This window comes from Mechercharimyces sp. CAU 1602, assembly GCF_024753565.1.
In the GTDB taxonomy this organism is placed as follows: domain Bacteria; phylum Bacillota; class Bacilli; order Thermoactinomycetales; family JANTPT01; genus Mechercharimyces.
The window spans coordinates 210,277-227,730 of record NZ_JANTPT010000001.1; the positions used below are offsets into that span (position 1 = coordinate 210,277).

22 protein-coding genes are annotated in these 17,454 nt (G+C 44.1%); 14 read left to right on the forward strand and 8 right to left on the reverse strand.

What is annotated here, in order from left to right:
* Nucleotides 1-80 precede the first annotated feature (80 nt).
* Nucleotides 81-881 carry a septum site-determining protein MinD gene (minD, locus tag NXZ84_RS01140; protein WP_258838469.1) on the forward strand — a complete coding sequence of 267 codons (801 nt, stop codon included), beginning with the start codon at nt 81-83 and terminating at the stop codon, nt 879-881.
* 24 nt (nt 882-905) lie between these two features.
* Nucleotides 906-1,184 carry a hypothetical protein gene (locus NXZ84_RS01145; protein ID WP_258838470.1) on the forward strand — a complete coding sequence of 93 codons (279 nt, stop codon included), beginning with the start codon at nt 906-908 and terminating at the stop codon, nt 1,182-1,184.
* Between the two features lie 50 nt (nt 1,185-1,234).
* Here NXZ84_RS01145 and NXZ84_RS01150 read toward each other — a convergent pair whose 3' ends face one another.
* Nucleotides 1,235-2,020 (reverse strand): hypothetical protein, encoded by a 786-nt coding sequence (locus NXZ84_RS01150; RefSeq protein ID WP_258838471.1) that lies wholly within the window; start codon nt 2,018-2,020, stop codon nt 1,235-1,237.
* A 219-nt stretch (nt 2,021-2,239) separates the two neighbouring features.
* Here NXZ84_RS01150 and NXZ84_RS01155 point away from each other — a divergent pair, with 219 nt between their 5' ends.
* A complete protein-coding gene (locus tag NXZ84_RS01155) occupies nt 2,240-2,635 on the forward strand; it encodes a hypothetical protein (RefSeq protein ID WP_258838472.1) in 396 nt (131 codons plus the stop codon).
* Between the two features lie 103 nt (nt 2,636-2,738).
* Here the strand turns inward: NXZ84_RS01155 and NXZ84_RS01160 are convergent, their stop codons facing one another.
* Genes NXZ84_RS01160 through NXZ84_RS01170 form a run of 3 tightly spaced genes read right to left on the reverse strand, consistent with a single transcriptional unit; the run spans nt 2,739 to nt 3,861 of the window.
* Nucleotides 2,739-3,308, reverse strand: a complete 570-nt coding sequence (locus NXZ84_RS01160; RefSeq protein WP_258838473.1) for a manganese catalase family protein — start codon at nt 3,306-3,308, stop codon at nt 2,739-2,741.
* A gap of 21 nt (nt 3,309-3,329) precedes the next feature.
* A complete protein-coding gene (locus NXZ84_RS01165; protein WP_258838474.1) occupies nt 3,330-3,611 on the reverse strand; it encodes a spore coat protein CotJB in 282 nt (93 codons plus the stop codon).
* Entirely contained in the window at nt 3,598-3,861 is a 264-nt protein-coding gene (locus NXZ84_RS01170; protein WP_258838475.1) for a spore coat associated protein CotJA, read from the reverse strand. The genes NXZ84_RS01165 and NXZ84_RS01170 overlap by 14 nt, the downstream gene beginning before the upstream one ends.
* 153 nt (nt 3,862-4,014) lie before the next feature.
* Between NXZ84_RS01170 and NXZ84_RS01175 the strand changes: the two genes are divergently transcribed.
* Both NXZ84_RS01175 and NXZ84_RS01180 read left to right on the forward strand, forming a co-directional pair.
* Nucleotides 4,015-4,233 carry an alpha/beta-type small acid-soluble spore protein gene (locus NXZ84_RS01175; protein ID WP_258838476.1) on the forward strand — a complete coding sequence of 73 codons (219 nt, stop codon included), beginning with the start codon at nt 4,015-4,017 and terminating at the stop codon, nt 4,231-4,233.
* 188 nt (nt 4,234-4,421) lie between these two features.
* Complete coding sequence (locus tag NXZ84_RS01180; protein ID WP_258838477.1) at nt 4,422-4,943, forward strand: hypothetical protein; 522 nt, start codon at nt 4,422-4,424, stop codon at nt 4,941-4,943.
* 132 nt (nt 4,944-5,075) lie between these two features.
* Here NXZ84_RS01180 and NXZ84_RS01185 read toward each other — a convergent pair whose 3' ends face one another.
* Entirely contained in the window at nt 5,076-5,459 is a 384-nt protein-coding gene (locus NXZ84_RS01185; RefSeq protein ID WP_258838478.1) for a hypothetical protein, read from the reverse strand.
* A gap of 88 nt (nt 5,460-5,547) precedes the next feature.
* Between NXZ84_RS01185 and NXZ84_RS01190 the strand changes: the two genes are divergently transcribed.
* Nucleotides 5,548-6,705, forward strand: coding sequence for a S8 family peptidase (locus NXZ84_RS01190; protein WP_258840300.1), 1,158 nt, complete (start codon nt 5,548-5,550; stop codon nt 6,703-6,705).
* Here NXZ84_RS01190 and NXZ84_RS01195 read toward each other — a convergent pair.
* Complete coding sequence (locus NXZ84_RS01195) at nt 6,693-8,000, reverse strand: S8 family peptidase (protein ID WP_258838479.1); 1,308 nt, start codon at nt 7,998-8,000, stop codon at nt 6,693-6,695. The genes NXZ84_RS01190 and NXZ84_RS01195 overlap by 13 nt on opposite strands.
* A 252-nt stretch (nt 8,001-8,252) precedes the next feature.
* On the reverse strand, nt 8,253-8,468 hold the full coding sequence (locus NXZ84_RS01200) for a gamma-type small acid-soluble spore protein (RefSeq protein ID WP_258838480.1): 216 nt from the start codon (nt 8,466-8,468) through the stop codon (nt 8,253-8,255).
* A gap of 92 nt (nt 8,469-8,560) precedes the next feature.
* On the opposite strand from NXZ84_RS01200, the gene asd reads away from it, so the two are divergent.
* The 6 genes from asd (at nt 8,561) to NXZ84_RS01230 (ending at nt 15,287) form a co-directional block, all read left to right on the forward strand.
* A complete protein-coding gene (asd, locus tag NXZ84_RS01205) occupies nt 8,561-9,373 on the forward strand; it encodes an archaetidylserine decarboxylase (RefSeq protein WP_258838481.1) in 813 nt (270 codons plus the stop codon).
* 12 nt (nt 9,374-9,385) lie between these two features.
* Nucleotides 9,386-9,979 (forward strand): rhomboid family intramembrane serine protease, encoded by a 594-nt coding sequence (locus NXZ84_RS01210; RefSeq protein ID WP_258838482.1) that lies wholly within the window; start codon nt 9,386-9,388, stop codon nt 9,977-9,979.
* Nucleotides 9,980-10,049: 70 nt separating this feature from the next.
* Complete coding sequence (locus NXZ84_RS01215; RefSeq protein WP_258838483.1) at nt 10,050-11,285, forward strand: MFS transporter; 1,236 nt, start codon at nt 10,050-10,052, stop codon at nt 11,283-11,285.
* A 75-nt stretch (nt 11,286-11,360) separates the two neighbouring features.
* Nucleotides 11,361-11,867, forward strand: a complete 507-nt coding sequence (locus NXZ84_RS01220; RefSeq protein WP_258838484.1) for a gamma-glutamylcyclotransferase family protein — start codon at nt 11,361-11,363, stop codon at nt 11,865-11,867.
* 83 nt (nt 11,868-11,950) lie between these two features.
* Complete coding sequence (locus NXZ84_RS01225; protein ID WP_258838485.1) at nt 11,951-14,296, forward strand: DUF2339 domain-containing protein; 2,346 nt, start codon at nt 11,951-11,953, stop codon at nt 14,294-14,296.
* A 25-nt stretch (nt 14,297-14,321) separates the two neighbouring features.
* Complete coding sequence (locus NXZ84_RS01230) at nt 14,322-15,287, forward strand: 2-hydroxyacid dehydrogenase (RefSeq protein WP_258838486.1); 966 nt, start codon at nt 14,322-14,324, stop codon at nt 15,285-15,287.
* A gap of 120 nt (nt 15,288-15,407) precedes the next feature.
* On the opposite strand, the gene NXZ84_RS01235 is transcribed toward NXZ84_RS01230, so the two are convergent.
* Nucleotides 15,408-16,226: a CPBP family intramembrane glutamic endopeptidase gene (locus tag NXZ84_RS01235; protein WP_258838487.1), complete on the reverse strand. Its 819-nt coding sequence runs from the start codon at nt 16,224-16,226 to the stop codon at nt 15,408-15,410.
* Between the two features lie 265 nt (nt 16,227-16,491).
* Here NXZ84_RS01235 and greA point away from each other — a divergent pair, with 265 nt between their 5' ends.
* Both greA and NXZ84_RS01245 read left to right on the forward strand, forming a co-directional pair.
* Nucleotides 16,492-16,968 (forward strand): transcription elongation factor GreA, encoded by a 477-nt coding sequence (gene greA, locus NXZ84_RS01240; RefSeq protein WP_258838488.1) that lies wholly within the window; start codon nt 16,492-16,494, stop codon nt 16,966-16,968.
* A gap of 84 nt (nt 16,969-17,052) precedes the next feature.
* Nucleotides 17,053-17,448, forward strand: a complete 396-nt coding sequence (locus NXZ84_RS01245; protein WP_258838489.1) for a hypothetical protein — start codon at nt 17,053-17,055, stop codon at nt 17,446-17,448.
* The last annotated feature ends 6 nt before the right edge of the window (nt 17,449-17,454 follow it).

Below are 17,454 nucleotides of genomic sequence, written 5' to 3' on the forward strand. Positions count from 1 at the left end.
TAATGGTGTCATTTTAGAGAGATGTCCACTCTCATCAATACGGCTTATAGGCTTATAGGGTTAGGAAAGGGGCAAGTATCATGAAGCATGAATCCGTGGCAATCACCATAACAAGCGGTAAAGGCGGTGTTGGGAAAACCACGACTGTAGCGTCGGTGGGACTCGGCCTTGCGCAACTAGGGAAAAAGGTGTGCCTGGTAGATACAGACATTGGCCTAAGAAAGCTAGATTTAATGTTGGGATTAGAAAATAGGATTGTGTACGACATTGTCGATGTTATTGAAGGAATTAGTAAATTAAGACAATCTTTGGTACGACACAAAGAATTTCCTGAGCTAGCATTACTTCCTGCGGCACAAACCAGATATAAAGAAGAGATTACTTCCAGCGAAGTGATGCGCGTTGTAGAAGAGCTACGTGAGGATTTTGAGTACATCTTAATTGATTCCCCAGCAGGAATCGAAGGTGGCTTCCGTAATGCGATCGCTCCTGCTGATCGTGCGATCCTTGTAGTTAACCCTGAAATTCCTTCTGTACGAGATTCAGACCGGGTGATCGGATTATTAGAGTCTGCAGATCTGAAAGGCATTGATCTGATTGTAAACCGTGTACAACCAGGCATGGTACGAGACGGTGATATGTTGAGCGTGGAGCGCGTACAAAACCATCTAGCGATTAATTTGCTTGGCGTTGTTCCAGAAGATAAGCGCATTATTCGTTCGTCCAATACAGGGGAACCAGTAATTTTAGATGCAAAATCAGTGGCGGGAAGAGCCTTCACCAATATTGCACGACGAATGAATGGAGAGGATATACCATTTATGGAGTTAGAGGCGCCAGGTCTTATTCACCGCATTAAACGGATATTTTCCATTGCTTAAGCTTGGGATCGGGGTGGAATTCACGTGCTACTTCTTAATATTTTCGGGAAAGAGAAGAAAGAAGCGCCGACAGCTCGAACGGCAGATGACCGTCTATCGTTAGTTCTTAGTTACCAGCGTTCAGACATCGACGAACGGAAACTAAAAGAGTTTCAAACGAAGCTCGCTCATTTATGTGACGATTTCGGATATGATGTTGTAGGGCAAATCGAAGTTCGACCACAATCTCGTAACCGTACGACCGTATTGCTGGCAAGTATCCCTGTGCGATTACGGGAAACAGACGAATCAGGATCTAATTAAAAGCGCGGGCGGGGAGCCCGCGCTTTTAATTAGTAGAATGTATTAGGAAATTAAAACGGGTACTGCTCCTGTAGGCGTAAAGTTAACAATTGTGCAATCGTCTCAGGAAACTGTTTGTCCTCAGTAATCATAAACATCATGATAGAGAAACGGGTGGGTCCATAGTGTTGGATTAATTTAATGAGTTGCTGCTTTACTGCGTCATTTGCCTTTCCGTACCGCTGTTCAAATGCGAGTAACAGGAGTCTCACCTCGTCTGAATCCTTAATCTTCTGTCTTTTGATGTCGGAAAAATCGGTTTTATCTATAGAAGATATGCTGAGCCAATCGTCTATTCGAGATGCGGCTACTTCTTGTGTGGATACCCTTAAGGACGTTAACTCTTTTTCCAAGCGTGGGCGACGGGGGCGGAGGGAGGGCATTTTATGAAATCTCTCGGGGGATTGTTTGCGTAAGTGATAGACGCGCTGATAGATAGCCCCTTGTGTACGGGACAATTTCGTTTCCAGTTCACGGATGGCTAATGAAATCGGCTGGCCTTCTTGCGAATAAGAATTTACCGTAGCAATCACCTGTTCTTCTTCTTCTTTGCTCCAACTGTTAAGGCGTCTTGGAGAAGGATGGGGCAAGGCAGGAAGATTAGGGAAACGTTCAGGATGCTCAAGGCGTAGTTTTCGTACGTGTGCAGCGATTCCTGTATACCCACGATTTAGACGGGAAGCTAGTTCTTGTATAAGTTCTCGATCGTTTTTTCCTACTTGGTCACTCTGATTTAAAAACGAAATGATCTCCTCATTTTCCACATCATTATACCTTCCTTTTTTTGTATGAATCATCTTCTCCCTCCTTTTATTTGTAAACTCTTTAGTGTTTATCTTACTATATCAGATCGCAACCGGAATGTTCCAGAAAAAATTACACAAATATTTAAGATGCAGTATAAAAAAAGAGTGAATTGGAAATAAGTGTAGCATACAGTGTAGTGATCACTCTAGTGGAATACAAGCAGGAAGTGCTAGAAAGCGGAAGTGATCTTTGTGAAGGGAGAAGAGGTTATGAGTTCATTGTCAGTTCGTGAATTGAGTTCGTTACTGATGATACGTCATTCTTATCGTTCAGAACAATCTGTTCAACAGGCATGGGAGCCTTCTTCTAAAGCTATGCTCGTAATTTTATGGGGATTGTTGATTTATCCACAACTGGATCCCAGTCGTCCCAGAGAAAAAAGAGAAGCGATTGATATAGATGAAATTTACCAATTATTTCATGATTATATTGGTAGTCAACAGGAATGGCAGACAATGTTGGATCAATTAAGTGAATATGATTACATTCGTTTTGTTTCGGATCAGAAAGTAGTTGCAGGTACAAAGTTGTGGACGTCTATTGATGCAGCCAAAATGTATCAACCTTTTCGAGCTTCTCAATTGGCGCGTACGTTAAAATTGTAATAACTCCTACCTGTAGTATGACGCTATGCATCAATTTTATAACACAGACTATAAAGAGAGAAGCTACCCCACAAAGGGGTAGCTTCTCTCTTTATAGTCGGGATTAAAAGTATTTTTGACAATCGCGTTGGTCTTTCAAGATTTCTACAGCTTCACGGAAGCGCTGTGAATGAACGATTTCGCGTTCGCGTAAAAAACGTAAGCTGTCGATAATATCAGGATCATCTGACATGTCAATCAACCATTGGTACGTCGCCCTTGCTTTTTCTTCTGCAGCAATATCTTCATATAGATCAGCGATCGGATCTCCTTTGGCTTGAATATACGTAGCCGTAAAAGCGTCCCCCGCCGCATTTTCGTAAAAGAGGGCACGTTCATGATTTGCATAGTGAGCCCCTAATCCCACTTTCTCCAACTCTTCTATGGGTGCATCCTTGGTTAATTTATACACCATTGTCGCAATCATTTCCAGGTGTGCGAACTCTTCTGTTCCGATATCAGTTAACAGTCCTTTTACTTTATCAGGAATTGTATATCGTTGATTAAGGTAACGCAGGGCAGCTGCCAACTCTCCGTCGGCACCCCCATACTGTTCGATTAAATACTTTGCCATACGAGGGTTACACGTGCCGACTCGCACGGGATATTGAAGTTTTTTTTCATATATCCACATAAAATCGCCGCTCCTCCTTTGCTAAACTTCCCACGGCCATGGACCTTGATACCATTCTTTCCCGGGCTCCATGTAGCTAAAGCCAAAGTTGGTTAAGGGCCCATATTTACATTCAAAATCATGTTTAAGTTGCTGCAATTGGTAACTGCATTGGTTAAATTGATATATCGCTTGCTGATCACAAGGATGCGTATCTAAATACAAGTTTAGTTCTAAGATAGTGAATTCGACGACTTGAAGTTGATAAAGAAGTTGATAATATCCTTCATCCATTTTTGGTTCCTCAGTTTTAGGGTGTTCCATTCTGCTCCCCCTCTTTACGCGCACATCGTGGATATGGGCTGTAGAAAATAGGCCAGAGAGTCCCCACTCGAAGTGCTTCCTCTGGTGGATATTGGGGTAGGTTAGGTGGCTGATAGCCTAAGAACAGATTGGGCGGACAAACATACTCCTTTATTCGTATCGGTGGACAGCACTGATACGGTGAAACGTAAGGTGTCCAACAGCGATATTGATCCTGGTAAGGATTAGGTTTTTTTGGTCGCACTGACATACGCACCCTCCTTTTTTTCTTTCTTGTATCTATATGTAAGGTGAATACTCATATACCAATAGACAAGATAATTACACTCCCAATAATTCACACGCATTGATCTGCGCAAAAATCACATTATAAGAGTACCATCGGCGAGGGAGGTGAGAAACGATGCAACAACAACAACAAAAGCGGGATAACAGCAGCAACTACCTGTTAGTACCGGGAGCCGCACAAGCTCTAGATCAAATGAAGTATGAAATTGCTAGTGAGTTTGGTGTTCAGCTTGGTCCTGACACGACTTCTCGTGCGAACGGTTCTGTAGGTGGTGAAATCACCAAGCGTTTGGTCGCGTTGGCGGAACAACAGCTTGGCGGTGGTGCTAAGTAGTTATGATTCACTTCTCCAATTGAATATAGTTGGTTGAGGCAGTGGCACAAGCTACTGCCTCTTATTGTGTTCGGTTAAAAACCGAGAGCTAGTGCTTGGTCGCAAATTGTTCACGGGGTCAATCCTTGCTTGAAAGAGATTTGATTCGTTATAATGGGAGGAGTGAAGATGGAGGGGCGGCATGAACGATGAATATTTTTCCACACGCATATGTGGTTAATTTTGATGCAGTAGTTCGTGAGATGGATATCACGAAGTTCGAGCAGTTAGTGACAGAGTATCTGGGTAATTACACCTCTGTCCTGGTGGGAACGATTGATTTAGAAGAGCAGGAGTTGTTCGTCCTAGGTGAAGCTAAAAAACTGGAGCTCGATAGCGAAGCTGGGATGGCAAAACTCCATTTTGATATGGAAGAAGGAGCGCGAACGTGGGAAGAACCGCTCTCGTCTCTTGTGAAAAGCCACGATGCTTCATTTGATATTAAAGAGCCAGAGCAGGGGTTAATGCGTGTCAAGGTGATTTACCTTACATTTGATAACGGGGAGAGAGAAAGTACTTGGTTCTTTGTAGATCAGGATCATTTGCAAAATCCATTAGACTATGTGGTAGAGTTTTGGCGACACGTTCATCATTTTGGGGATGATTTTGACTCTGGTAGTTGCTGTAGTACCAATATGTTCCGACCGCAAACAACTGCGTCCGAAAAATAGGATAGACCAAAGAAAAAAGTCGTCAGCGCTGACGACTTTTTTGCATTCCACATAGGTGAATAACGTGCCGGAATTTATCTTGTTACATACATGTAGGAAGAGAACACCTTTGAGGAAGGAAGCTCTATCGTCTTACTTCTCACTTTTGTTCTTTTTATTGAGAACAGAGTGAACAAATTGGGCAAATGATGGCGAGTTCAGGATATTAAAAAAGGAATCTTCTTCCTCTAAATCATCTGGAAGTTCAAATTCATTGGGATTGAAGGAAGACGTTTGCTTCTTCTCCTTTGATGGACGTGAAGCAGCCGTTTTGATGTCACCCCCATCCCCCTGCATACCGGATAGGAGTGTAAAGAGATCTTGACGGATCTTGGGATCTTTCATTGCAAAGGAAATATTGGTCATCGCTTTCATCATACGCTCCACGTCGGAGGTAGCTTTAGAAATTTCTTGTGATAAAACACGCATCTCTTCGATTTGATCCGCCATCATCGGATCATCTTTTTTAAACGGCACGAGCGACGCCTCCTTCGGCTGGTACAAAAGAGTTATTAATCAATATATGTAAGGGGCTGGGCAATTGTGAAGTGAAGGAGTGAAGAAAATGCACCCGTTTGATCCTTCTTTCTATACTCAGCACGGGAATTTCACAGGGAAAGTGAGAAAAATATTTTATTTACGACCACATTGTGATCTGCATAGCTATCTGCAAGAAATTCGCAATATGGGTGGAAAACCTGTGAATGTATTACCCCATCTGGGACTGGTGATTTGTGATTTTCAACAACGGTACAATGAACATAACATTGCTTATCACCATCCATATGTAGAATATAGCGAGCCAGACATTCAAGTAAATATTTCCGAACCTTATGTCAACTCTCTGTCTGCAGATGAAGCTCATTTTCCATGGGGAGTAAAGAGGATTGGTGCCCCTTCTAGTTGGGAGTATACCAGTGGGCGTGGGATAAAGGTGGCAGTGATTGACACAGGAATTGCGGCTGATCATCCAGCAATTCAGGAAAATTATCGCGGCGGTGTTAACGTTTTATCACCTGTGTTTTCACCTTATGATTACAATGGACATGGAACACACGTAGCTGGAATTATCGCTGGTAGAGCTCAAGATAAAGGCATTATTGGAGTAGCTCCACGTGCACATCTATATGCAGTAAAAGCGTTTAACCGTAAAGGCAGTGCAAATTTATCTGACCTGCTTACCGCAATTAACTGGTGTATTGAAAATGAGATGCAGGTAGTTAATATGAGTTTTGGGATGGATAACATGAGTGAATCCCTGCGACATGCGATCCAAACGGCACACGCACAGGGAATTATCATGGTGGCAGCTGCAGGGAATAGAGGATTACCGGCAAAAGTAGATTTTCCTGCTAGTTATCCAGAGACCATCGCAGTAACAGCTACAGGTCAAGAAGGTGCAATCGCTTCGTTTAGCAATATGGGCGATGAAGTAGATTTGGCTGCCCCTGGAGATAAGATTCCCTCTGCTTGGCTAAACGGAGGGATGAAAGAGATGAGTGGCACATCTATGGCGGTCCCTCATGTAGTGGGAACGGCTGCCCTGTTATTACGAATGGATCCTGATTTATCGCCAAACCAAGTGCGGGATATCATGCGTAGGACGGCAGAGCCGATCAACGGAGTGGCAGTAATTGGAGGGGTGCATGCACACCGTTCAGTTGGTCTCGTCCATGCCCATAAGTTGCGTCAGCAAGAGATACGTTCTTCTTATCGCATTTGAGAGGCAGCATCGGCCTGCACTTGCCCTGACCCTTGATCCTGCGGAGATTGTTTCATGTCGGTGGCGGTGGAGGCAAGTGCTTTTTTGACTTGTGCGGGTGTCCAATCAGGATGTTTGTCATAAAGGAGAGCGGCGATGCCTGCAACTAAAGGTGTGGCCATAGAGGTACCAGACATGGTGGTGTAGTATTGTCCCACACGTTGGTCTGCGGAGATTTTGTCAATATAAGAGCCAGCGGAGCGTAATGAGGTAATATTCGTTCCGGGTGCAACCACATCTGGTTTTTGCAATCGGTCGATGGTGGGGCCGCGACTGGAGAAGGACGCGATGGAATCGTCCTCACGGGTGACGGTTCCTTTATCGTTACTTGCACCAACGGTAATAACACTGGGTTCGATGCCGGGACTGGAAATCGTTCGCTCTTCAGGACCTTCATTGCCGGCAGCGACAACGACAGTTAATCCACTTTGAACAGCTTTTTTTGATATTTGACAAACTGGATCTTCGCGGTGAGTTTGCGTAGCGCGACTGCCTAAAGAGAGGGAAATCACTTTGATCTTGTATTTTTCTTTGTTGTTCATGCACCATTCGATGCCCGCAATAACATCGGACAAACTTCCAGATCCCATACGATCTAGTACTTTTACTCCGATAATATTGGCAGCGGGGGCTGCACCTCGGTATTTTCCATCAGACTTGCCACCGTTGCCGGCGGCAATGCCAGCACAGTGCGTACCGTGACCATTGTCATCGTACGCTTCTTTTTTGTTGTTCACAAAGTCTTTAAAAGCGATGAGACGACCTTCATCTACTAGGTCGGGATGAAGAGCAATCCCTGTGTCAATGATAGCGATCGTTACTCCTTTTCCACGGTATCCCTGGGACCAAACTTTTGGAGAACGTGATGTGGGGGTGGCGGTATTGAGCATGGTATGAACTTTGCGATCGAGGTAGACTTTGCGTACACCCGGTTGCTTAACCAATTCTTCTAATTGTGAGAGGGAACATTTCATCGCACAGGTTTGGATACTGCTAAACATTTTATTTGGTCGAACATTTAATCCTTTAAAAGCTGGTGCTTGACTCATCTGATGCCATGTTGCAGCCTGAGTGGAATCGAATTGCACGAGTACGGGGACATGACTGAAGGATTGCATCGTTTTAAATGCTTTATGATGAAGGGTGCAGGGGATATAACGGAGCCAATGAGCCTTGCCGAATAAGAAGGAGCGCAAGGCAGAATCCATACGATTGCCATGGGCTCTGATCCAATGATAAGGCGGCTGTGTAGACATGAGCCTTTCTTCCTTTCTATGGTTTTCTCTTGTTCTATTAATAGAGTATGTTGGAACTTAGAGGAGAGGAAGTGCGGTTGTCCACTACTACATAAAAAGAGAAAAATGAAAATATGAAAGAAGTATTATAGAAAATTCTATTATTTTAACTTCAGATGGGATTGTGGTTGTTTTGTGATAAACTAACTGTGATTGTGGGCATACAAAGAAAGACCACCCATAAAGGGTGGTCTTCCTGAGCGCCATACTGGATTAGTATTGGTTCTTCTGCTGCTGTTGTTGCTGTTTCTGTTGCTGTGATTGTTGGTTTTGCTGACGCACTTGTTGTGCGTTTGTCTCCGAAGCGAACTCGTTCTGGAACTCACCTTGTGCAGCATTGGCACCTTGTGCGTTTTGGGCAGCTTGTTGATTCTGCTGGCGAGCCTTTTGAGCATTAGTTTTGGCCGCATTTTTTGGCTGGTATGCCATCCTATATCACCTCCACTAAGCGTATTGTGTCCTGATTTTTTTGTTTCACTCATGATATTTTTACTATTTTTTTCAAGGAAGTAGGGATTGGGTTGCGAGAACAAATGTTGCGTGGGATTTCACGTTTAACGGGGCGCTTAGCGCGATCGCCCTGGAGTAAGCCGCTTATTCCACTATATATCCGGTATTTTAAGATAGACTTAGATCCAATTGAAAAACCAGTTGCTCACTATCCGTCATTACTCGATTTTTTTGTGCGCGGGCTAAAGCCAGAAGCTAGACCGATTGATAAACATGCACATAGTGTGGTAAGCCCTGTTGATGGTGTGGTGGCTCAAGCAGGTAACATTAGGGATGGCTTGCTCATTCAAGCTAAAGGGGTGACGTATTCGCTCGCCACTCTTTTGGCAGATGAAGATGAAGCGAGACGATATGAGGGTGGTCATTTTGTCACCGTATATTTAAGTCCACGGGATTATCATCGTATTCACACGCCGTTGGCGGCTAGGGTTACTGATATCACCTATATCCCTGGAGCGTTATATCCTGTGAACAGCTGGGGAGTGAAGAAAGTTCCAGGTCTGTTTAATAAGAATGAACGATTGATTACCCATATGGCAACAGCGATCGGTAAAGTGGCTTTAGTAAAAGTAGGGGCTACCAATGTCGGCAGTATTCAATTGGCGTTTGATGATCGGATTGAAGAGAGGCAAAAGAGGGAAATAAAGCATAAGGTATATCAACCGCCCATCCCATTAGCCAAAGGGGAGGAGCTAGGTCGCTTTGAATTCGGCTCCACCATCATTTTGCTGTTGCCTCCTGAGGGGGTCGCACGCTGGGAAGAGCGAATAAGCTCAGGTCAGTCGGTACGCATGGGTGAAAAAATCGCTACGATACTTTCATAAGGTGGAATGAAAATGTTCCAACATACACAAATACCATTTAAACAATTTCCAAAACATTTCCCACTCGTTACCGCTATCTTGAGTATACAAGTGGTGTTGTTCATATTGATGACGTTAGCGGGGGGCTCTACTAGAGGGGATGTGCTTATTGCCTTTGGTGCACTCGATGTAGCGCAGGCTGAACAGTGGTGGCGTATGTTTACGTCGATTTTTCTTCATATTGGGTTTATGCATTTGCTATTTAACAGCTTTGCTCTTTATCTTTTCGGTCCGCAGTTGGAATGGGCTTTTGGTCGTGTTTGGTTTGTGACGCTTTATCTATTTTGTGGGTTTATGGGTAGTGCGGCAACGCTATACTTACAAGATTATGGTGTAAGCGCAGGCGCATCGGGATCAATATATGGGCTGTTAGGGGTGTATGTATATCTATACCTCTTCCGCAAAGATGTGATGGATCGGGACACGGGTAAAGGAATCATCGTTCTTCTCGGAATTAACCTCTTGCTTAGTTTTATGCCAGGTATTAATGCGATTGCCCATATCGCAGGCTTAGTGGCAGGTTTTATCTTTACGGGCTTAATGCTAATGATGAGGCGAACTAGCTAAGAGTGTAATGTTTAGAGACGAAGCTGTAAAGTGAAGCCGGTTTGGTTAAGCTAAGACGGGTGAGGTAACCATGCGGCTTCTTGCACATACAGACCGGTTGGATCGACCGGCATGGATGTTATTGATGATTAATGGATTGTTTGCCGTTGCCACGGCGCTTTCCAACACATTTGTGAATGTGTATCTATGGAAATTAGAACGTGATTACGCAACAATTGCTCAGTTTAACCTGGTCAGCTATATTTCGATGGGTATTACCCTTTATTTTGCAGGCAAATTGGTAAAAAAAGTAGATCGTGTCATTGCTGTACGAGTGGGAGTAGCTCTGCAAGCTTTGTTTTATACTTTTGTGCTCATATTATCTGAGCAGGCAGGTCATTATGTTCCTTTGCTAGGGACATTCCTAGGGATAGGAATCGGTTTTTATTGGATGGCTAACAATATCTTGTATTTTGAAATCACGGAGCGTGAAAACCGTGATATCTTTAATGGGATTAATGGATTGCTTGTCTCAGGAGCTGGAATGGTCGCACCACTGCTCTCTGGATTTGTAATAACCCGTATCGATCACTTTACAGGCTATCGCATCATATTTGGCTTGTCACTGGTGATTTTCTTAGCGGCTTTAGCACTTACTTTTCGGCTATCGCGGCGCAGTGCTCATGGAGAATATCGCTTACGTGAAGTGGTCCGCTTGGCTCGCAATCCGAAGAAACACTGGTTTTGGATTAATTTAGCGATGATTGCCCAAGGGGCACGTGAAGGAATTTACCTCTTTTTGATAGGGATATTGGTTTTTGTCTCTACCAAGAATGAATTAGTATTAGGTACATTTCTTACGTTTTCCTCTGCGGTATCGTTGGTAGGCTTCTTTATGGTAGGTCGTTTTATCAAACCAGAGTGGAGGGACGAAGCAATCTTGGTGGGTGCAGTGATGCTCGGTTTGATGGGTCTCCCTTTTTTATTGAGCCAAACAACCTGGTCACTCTTATTATTTGGTATTGGCATTGCTTTCTTTTACCCTCTATATTTTATTCCGCTTACTTCCACTGTTTTTGATGTTATTGGACAAAATGAGAAAACAGCAGCACTGCGGGTAGAGTATATCGTTGCTCGGGAAATGGCTCTCAACGTAGGACGGGTAGGCAGTATCATGCTGTTTCTGGGATGGATCAGTTTCTCCGTCTCATTAATGCACCTTAGCTGGTTCTTAGTAACACTGGGGTTTGTACAGGTGTTTGTGTGGATCTGTATCCGCCGCCTCCCTGTCTTTGATGAACATGAACGCGCTTCCACCTTTAAGTAAGTTTTGGAGAAGGGGGAGCGTTGTTCCTCAAACAAATTAAACTTAATTTTTGTTATTTTCAGGAGGGGAAGAATATTGCTATATTTTGCTTATGCATCATGTATGGATGAGGATAGCTTTAAAGAAACAATGGGTGAGAATAATTATTCCATCTGGGGTGCGGCAAAGTTGATCGGTTATCGACTAGCATTTACCCGTTACGGAGAGCGAAGACAAGGAGGGATTGCCGATGTGATTGTCTCTCCCGGAGATGAAGTGGAAGGAGTTCTTTATTGGGTGCGTCCACAAGCGCTTGCACGTCTTGACGAGCGTGAAGGAGTCCCTCATGGAATATATCAACGGGAAAATATACAGCTCTGGTGGAATAACAACCAAGTGGGGGCGATGACGTATACGGTTGTAAATAAGGAAGAGTATGAACAAGTTCCTCATGTAGATTACGCACGCTTGATCCTAAATGGGGCAGAGCGGCATTTAAGTGAATCGTATCGATATCGCTTAATACAAGAGTGGAAAGATCGTCTACACTTTGATTGGGAAGTGGAACAACAAAGAGAAGAGACAGAAGTAGAAGAGAAGTGAGCGATGGAATATTATTAATCCTCATCCTTTCCTGGTAATAACTATGGTAGAATGAATCGTATATATGGGGAAGGAGTGAGATTATGGATGAATCATTCTTATTATCACTAGTTATACTTATCAACCTCTTATTTGTCATCATTATAGCTGTTCCTTTGATTGTCTTGTACAGTAAGCACAGAGAGCTAAAGGAGCAGGTATTATCCTTAAAGGATCAGCTGTTACTACTTCGTCAAACCCAACAGCAAAATAAATCAACGGTTGCTGATCACACTGTCCAACCTGAGATGGACAGGGAGATGGACAGGGAACGCGTGAAAACCGAGCCCGAGCAGGAAACGGTGCAGCAGGAAGGAATTCAATTTCACCAACCTGATATCCCTGCAACTTCTCCGTTACCCACTGCAGAAGAAGCGCGTTCCCATGATGCACCAGCACAAAGGTCCATATCAGAGGAGCAGATGGATTCTGATAATAAGGACTGGGAGTGGTTGATCGGTGGCAGGTGGCTGAACCGTATAGGGGCATTAGCTCTTATTTTTGGGATGGCCTTTTTTCTTAAATATGCGATAGATCAGAACTGGATCTCTGAAGGGGTGCGCGTTGTCATCGGAGCGGTGACAGGTGCTGCTCTGCTTGTCGGAGGGGCTCGTTCACATAGAAAGGGGTATGAGATCTTCTCCCAGGGGTTGGTGGGGGCAGGGCTTGCCGTACTCCAGTTAGCTGTTTATGCCAGCTTTCAATTTTATCAATTGATCCCACAAGCGATGGCGTTGGTACTTATGTCACTGGTGACGGTACTCGCTTTTCAACAAGCGATACGTTACAATGCAATGGCTATATCACTATTGGGTTGGATAGGCGGATTTCTCACCCCTTTTTTGCTCAGTACAGGAGAGGAAAACGTTCTTGGTTTATTCTCATATATCCTGTTATTGGTAATCGGTCTTTTGGCAGTTTTACTGCGTAAACCAGAATGGAAGCTTCTATATCCGCTAACGATGGGAGCGACCTACCTTATCTTCCTCGGTTGGTTAGTAGTCCAGTATGAACCTTATCAATTGGGCTTGGCTATTACGTTTAGCTTTTTGTATTGGGGACTCTTTCTTGTTTATGACCTATATAGCGGGATGCGGGCAAGCAGGAGTGATATATTGTATACCCTATCGTCAGTGGGAAGCGTGACATGGCTCTATTTCGTTATGCTTATCATTTTACACCCCGTTATGGCAGAGGGTGTGGGAAGTATGTTGTTGCTTCTCACCGCTGTTTACTATGGGTGTGACGTTATGCTGCAAAAGCGGGGAAGTTTGTTTACTCACTACTTTTGGTGTGGAACAGGGCTAGCCTTTGCGACTACACCGGTCTTTTTTACCCAATATGGGGCTGTTACGATGTGGGCGGTAGAAGGGGTACTTCTTATCATCGGTGGAATGGTGATTTGGCGTAAGGTGAATACGTGGATCCCCGCTTTTATTGCATTTGGATTGTCGGCTCTGTGGTTACTCGGATTGGAGTCAACATGGGGAATGGACCCTGCTTCTTACCGGTTTTTATTCCATCTTCGTTCGCTGGGAACTCTCTTGCTTGTGGCAGCTTTGATTTTCGCTGCAGTCATCTTACGTAAATATGGGCAGACTGGAAAGAAGATGACGGGTGTACTTGTGTCAGCAATGTTGTTGCTCTTTTTATGGATGACCGTTGAGGTGACCGACCTGTTCTCATTCCTCATTTTCCATCGATCAGAGCAAATGATGGCGATACAATCTTTACGCTATACAGGAATCATGGTGTTAGTGATTCTCTGGTGGCTATACGCTGCCATCTGTATTACCGTTGGGATGAAGAAGCAGCTTCCCGTAGGGTACTATGGTGGTGGGGTTATTGGGCTCGTCTCTCTACTGGTGCTTATGATGGCAGGACTTGGCTTCCCATTGGAACAGTATACCTTTTTCTTCAATATCCGTACATTGGCAACGGTGTGCTCATTGGCAGGTTTGTTGCTATTAATCCGGTTGGTACGTACTCAGCTCCAACAAAAATCAGCCACTACTTTGTTATTAACCGTTACCCAAGTACTATTAGTGGGTGTTTTGCTTGGATGGATGACAGTAGAGACATACGATCTCTTTTCTTACCTGATTCAATTTAAAGGTGGATCTGACGCATTAGTTCACGCACTGCAGCTTACTTTATCCCTACTGTGGTTATTCTTCTCGCTTTCCTTATTGGCCATTGGAATTTGGAGACGGCTGCGCTCTTTTCGGTTGATGGCGATGAGTCTGTTTGCGTTGTCGATTCTGAAGATATTTTTGTACGATCTCGCCTTTTTAGAGCTTCTTTTCCGTATATTTTCCTTTATGGGGTTAGGGATCGTCTTATTACTTGTCTCCTTTGTCTATCAAAAGTATAAAGATCATCTTGTGTAAACTAATGAAGTGATAGGTGGGTATGATGAAAGAAAAGGTACTGGTTACTCGTGCACTTCCCCAGGAAGCACTTCTTCCCCTTTATGAAGAGTGTGAAGTAGAGATAAATCCTGCTGATTGTCCTTTGAGTCAGCAGGATTTGATCACCGCATTAAGGGGGAAAAAGGGTCTGCTTTGTACGGTCTCGGATGATATTAATGCTGAAGTTATAGCAAAAGCGCCTCACCTACAGGTGATAAGTAATTATGGGGTAGGTTATAACAATATAAATATTGAGGAAGCGAGTAGCCGGGGGATAGTAGTAACGAATACTCCTGATGTATTGACAGAGACAACAGCAGATCTTACATGGGCACTCTTATTAACCATTGCCCGTCGTCTCCATGAAGGAGAACGTCTCTTGCGTGCAGGAAAGTGGAAAGGATGGTCTCCGCTCTTTCTCTTAGGGCAGGAAGTAACCGGAGCCAGGCTAGGAATCATCGGCTTTGGTAGAATTGGACGTGCTGTGGCACGGCGAGCACATGCGTTTCAGATGAACGTCTCTGTATATACGCGTACCCCGTTAACGGCTGAGATCGAAGAAGAATATGGAGTAGAGAGTGTGTCGCTCGATGCTCTTTTACAAACTTCAGATTTTATTACTTTACATGCTCCCTTGACGGAAGAAACCTTTCATATGATAGGACGTAAGCAATTACAGCAGATGAGATCCACTTCCTATCTGATTAACACCTCGCGTGGCCCTTTGCTTGATGAAGAAGCCTTAGCGATATCATTACAACGAGGAGAGATTGCAGGAGCAGCTTTAGACGTGTACGAAGATGAACCCAATGTGACAAAATCATTGCTCCAGCTGGAAAATGTAGTGCTTGCTCCCCACTTGGGCAGTGCCACTAGGACGGCGCGAGAGCGGATGGCACAGCTAGCGGTGGCTAATCTTCGCACTGTTTTGCGTGGAGAGCGCCCGCGCTACCCGGTAAATGATGTGTAAGGATTGGTGCGAAGATAGGACATGATCTCTATGGTTCGCGTCACGTACCAGGGCTCTCATGTAAGAGTGCTTGATTTATCTTTATTGGCAGGGGATGAACTTTGTGAAAATGTGGTATCATCATGAAGAGGCTTTGACATGGGACGCCAAACGAAGGAGAAGGAAGATAGCACCTGAAAGGACAAGCGTGGTAAATACGCTTCCTTCAAATCCGAAGTTTCCTCCGGTGATCCAGCTGGGTCCTGATAGGTGGAATGAAACGATCTCTCTCGGCATAAATTGCATGCCAGATACAGGAGTGAAAAAGGATTGGGTCCAATTCCAGGTGAGATGAATGCCGATGGGTAGCCATAAGCTGCCACTGAGATGGCGTGCTAATCCTAAAAAAAGACCTGCTAAAACGATATTAATAAATGATACCCATGTGAAGTGCGGGTTGCCAAAATGAAATGATGCGAAAAATAGAGATGTGATCGCAATCCCCCAGCCAGGGCCAGCTTGACGTACCATGAGAGTTTGAATATATCCTCGAGAAAATACCTCTTCACCAATGGCGACACAGAGGAAAGCTGCACCAGAAAATAAAACAGGATAAAGTAATGTAGGCTTAAAGTAGACCTGGGTGATGTCGAGCCAGGGTGATATCCACTGTAATAAAAAGATAACGATGATGAGGAGAAAGCCGCACACACTTCCGTAGAGGAATTGCGTTTTCCATTGAGGGTCTTGCCATCCCATTCCGATAGAAGAATCGCTTTCCCACAGATGCCATGCTAAAAAGCTGATAAGGACAAAGAGCCCGTTTTGCACTACAATAGTAGCGGCGGTCATGTTTTGAGAAGGAAACCAGACGAAGAGAAGAGAGACTAGAAGAAGAGTACTCACCCAGGCTAGTGTGTACATACCCAATATCTTTCCAAATGTTTTAAGCCAGCTCAATGTTGGACGCCCCTTTTCGATGAGATGAAATAGCTCCTTTATCTTGTGTTAAGTATACAAGAAAAGGAGCATCATTGGAGAAAAATTGGAATACCCCTCGCATGATCGCCTATATTTTGATAAAATCCATGTTAAGTATTGCTGTAAGGAAAAGCCACCCCCACTCTAACTGGGTGATTGAAGGAATGATTGTCTCTATCCAGAATAGAATAGGTTTAATTCTATGGGAGGGGGGCTTTTTTTGATAAAGGGAGGAAGAACGGCTATGTCGACCAAAAAAGAAGTATTATTAACTGAAGAAGGCTTAGAGAAAGTAAAAGATGATTTAGAGCAATTAAAGACGAAAAAACGGCATGAAGTAGCCCAACGCTTGAAAGAAGCAATCTCGCAAGGTGATCTTAGTGAAAACGCGGAATATGATGCGGCTAAGGAAGAGCAGGCCTTTGTTGAGTCGCGAATAGTGACGTTGGAAAACATGATTCGCAATGCGAAAATTATTGATCAGGATCGGCAAAATAAAAATTTTGTTAGCATAGGTGCGCAAGTAACGATTCAAGAAATCCCTGATGGAGATGAGGAAGTATATAAGATTGTCGGGAGTGCAGAGTCTGATCCTATCGCAGGAAAAATCTCGAATGAGTCACCGATCGGAGCGGAATTGATCGGTAAGCGTGAAGGTGAAACCATTAATGTGCCTGCTCCAGGGGGAACGATTCAATTTAAGATTGTTTCCATCGACTGATTAAGAGCAGTGCACAAACAAACACCTTCGCAATCATACTGGCGAAGGTGTTTTTCAATATCAAAGAAAAGGGAGAGGATAAGAGTGCCACTTTTGACAATCGACGAAGTAACGGTAGGTGGGTACGAAATAGAAGAACAAAAGCCGGAACCCTTTATTTCGTTAGAATGTTCAAACAAAGATGCGTTAGATCGCTTGCAGCAGTGGCTGACGGTGCAAGCAGATCATACAAGTAGATTACCGGATCTATTTATTCAAGTGGCTGAGGAAACATCAGAAACAGATCTACTTAAGGTTACTATCGGAACAGGAAAAGAGCAGGTCGTTGTGGGTAATGTATTTCGGGACGAGATGTGGCGGATCTTTGAAGAATGTCTGCGACAACAACCTGAGGTTTTGCTCCTCCTGTCCTGTGAAGGTGAATACCAGCTCGATCCAGTATATCGGATAGGGAAGAGTCAGTTGGAAATATTGCGATAAAGGGTG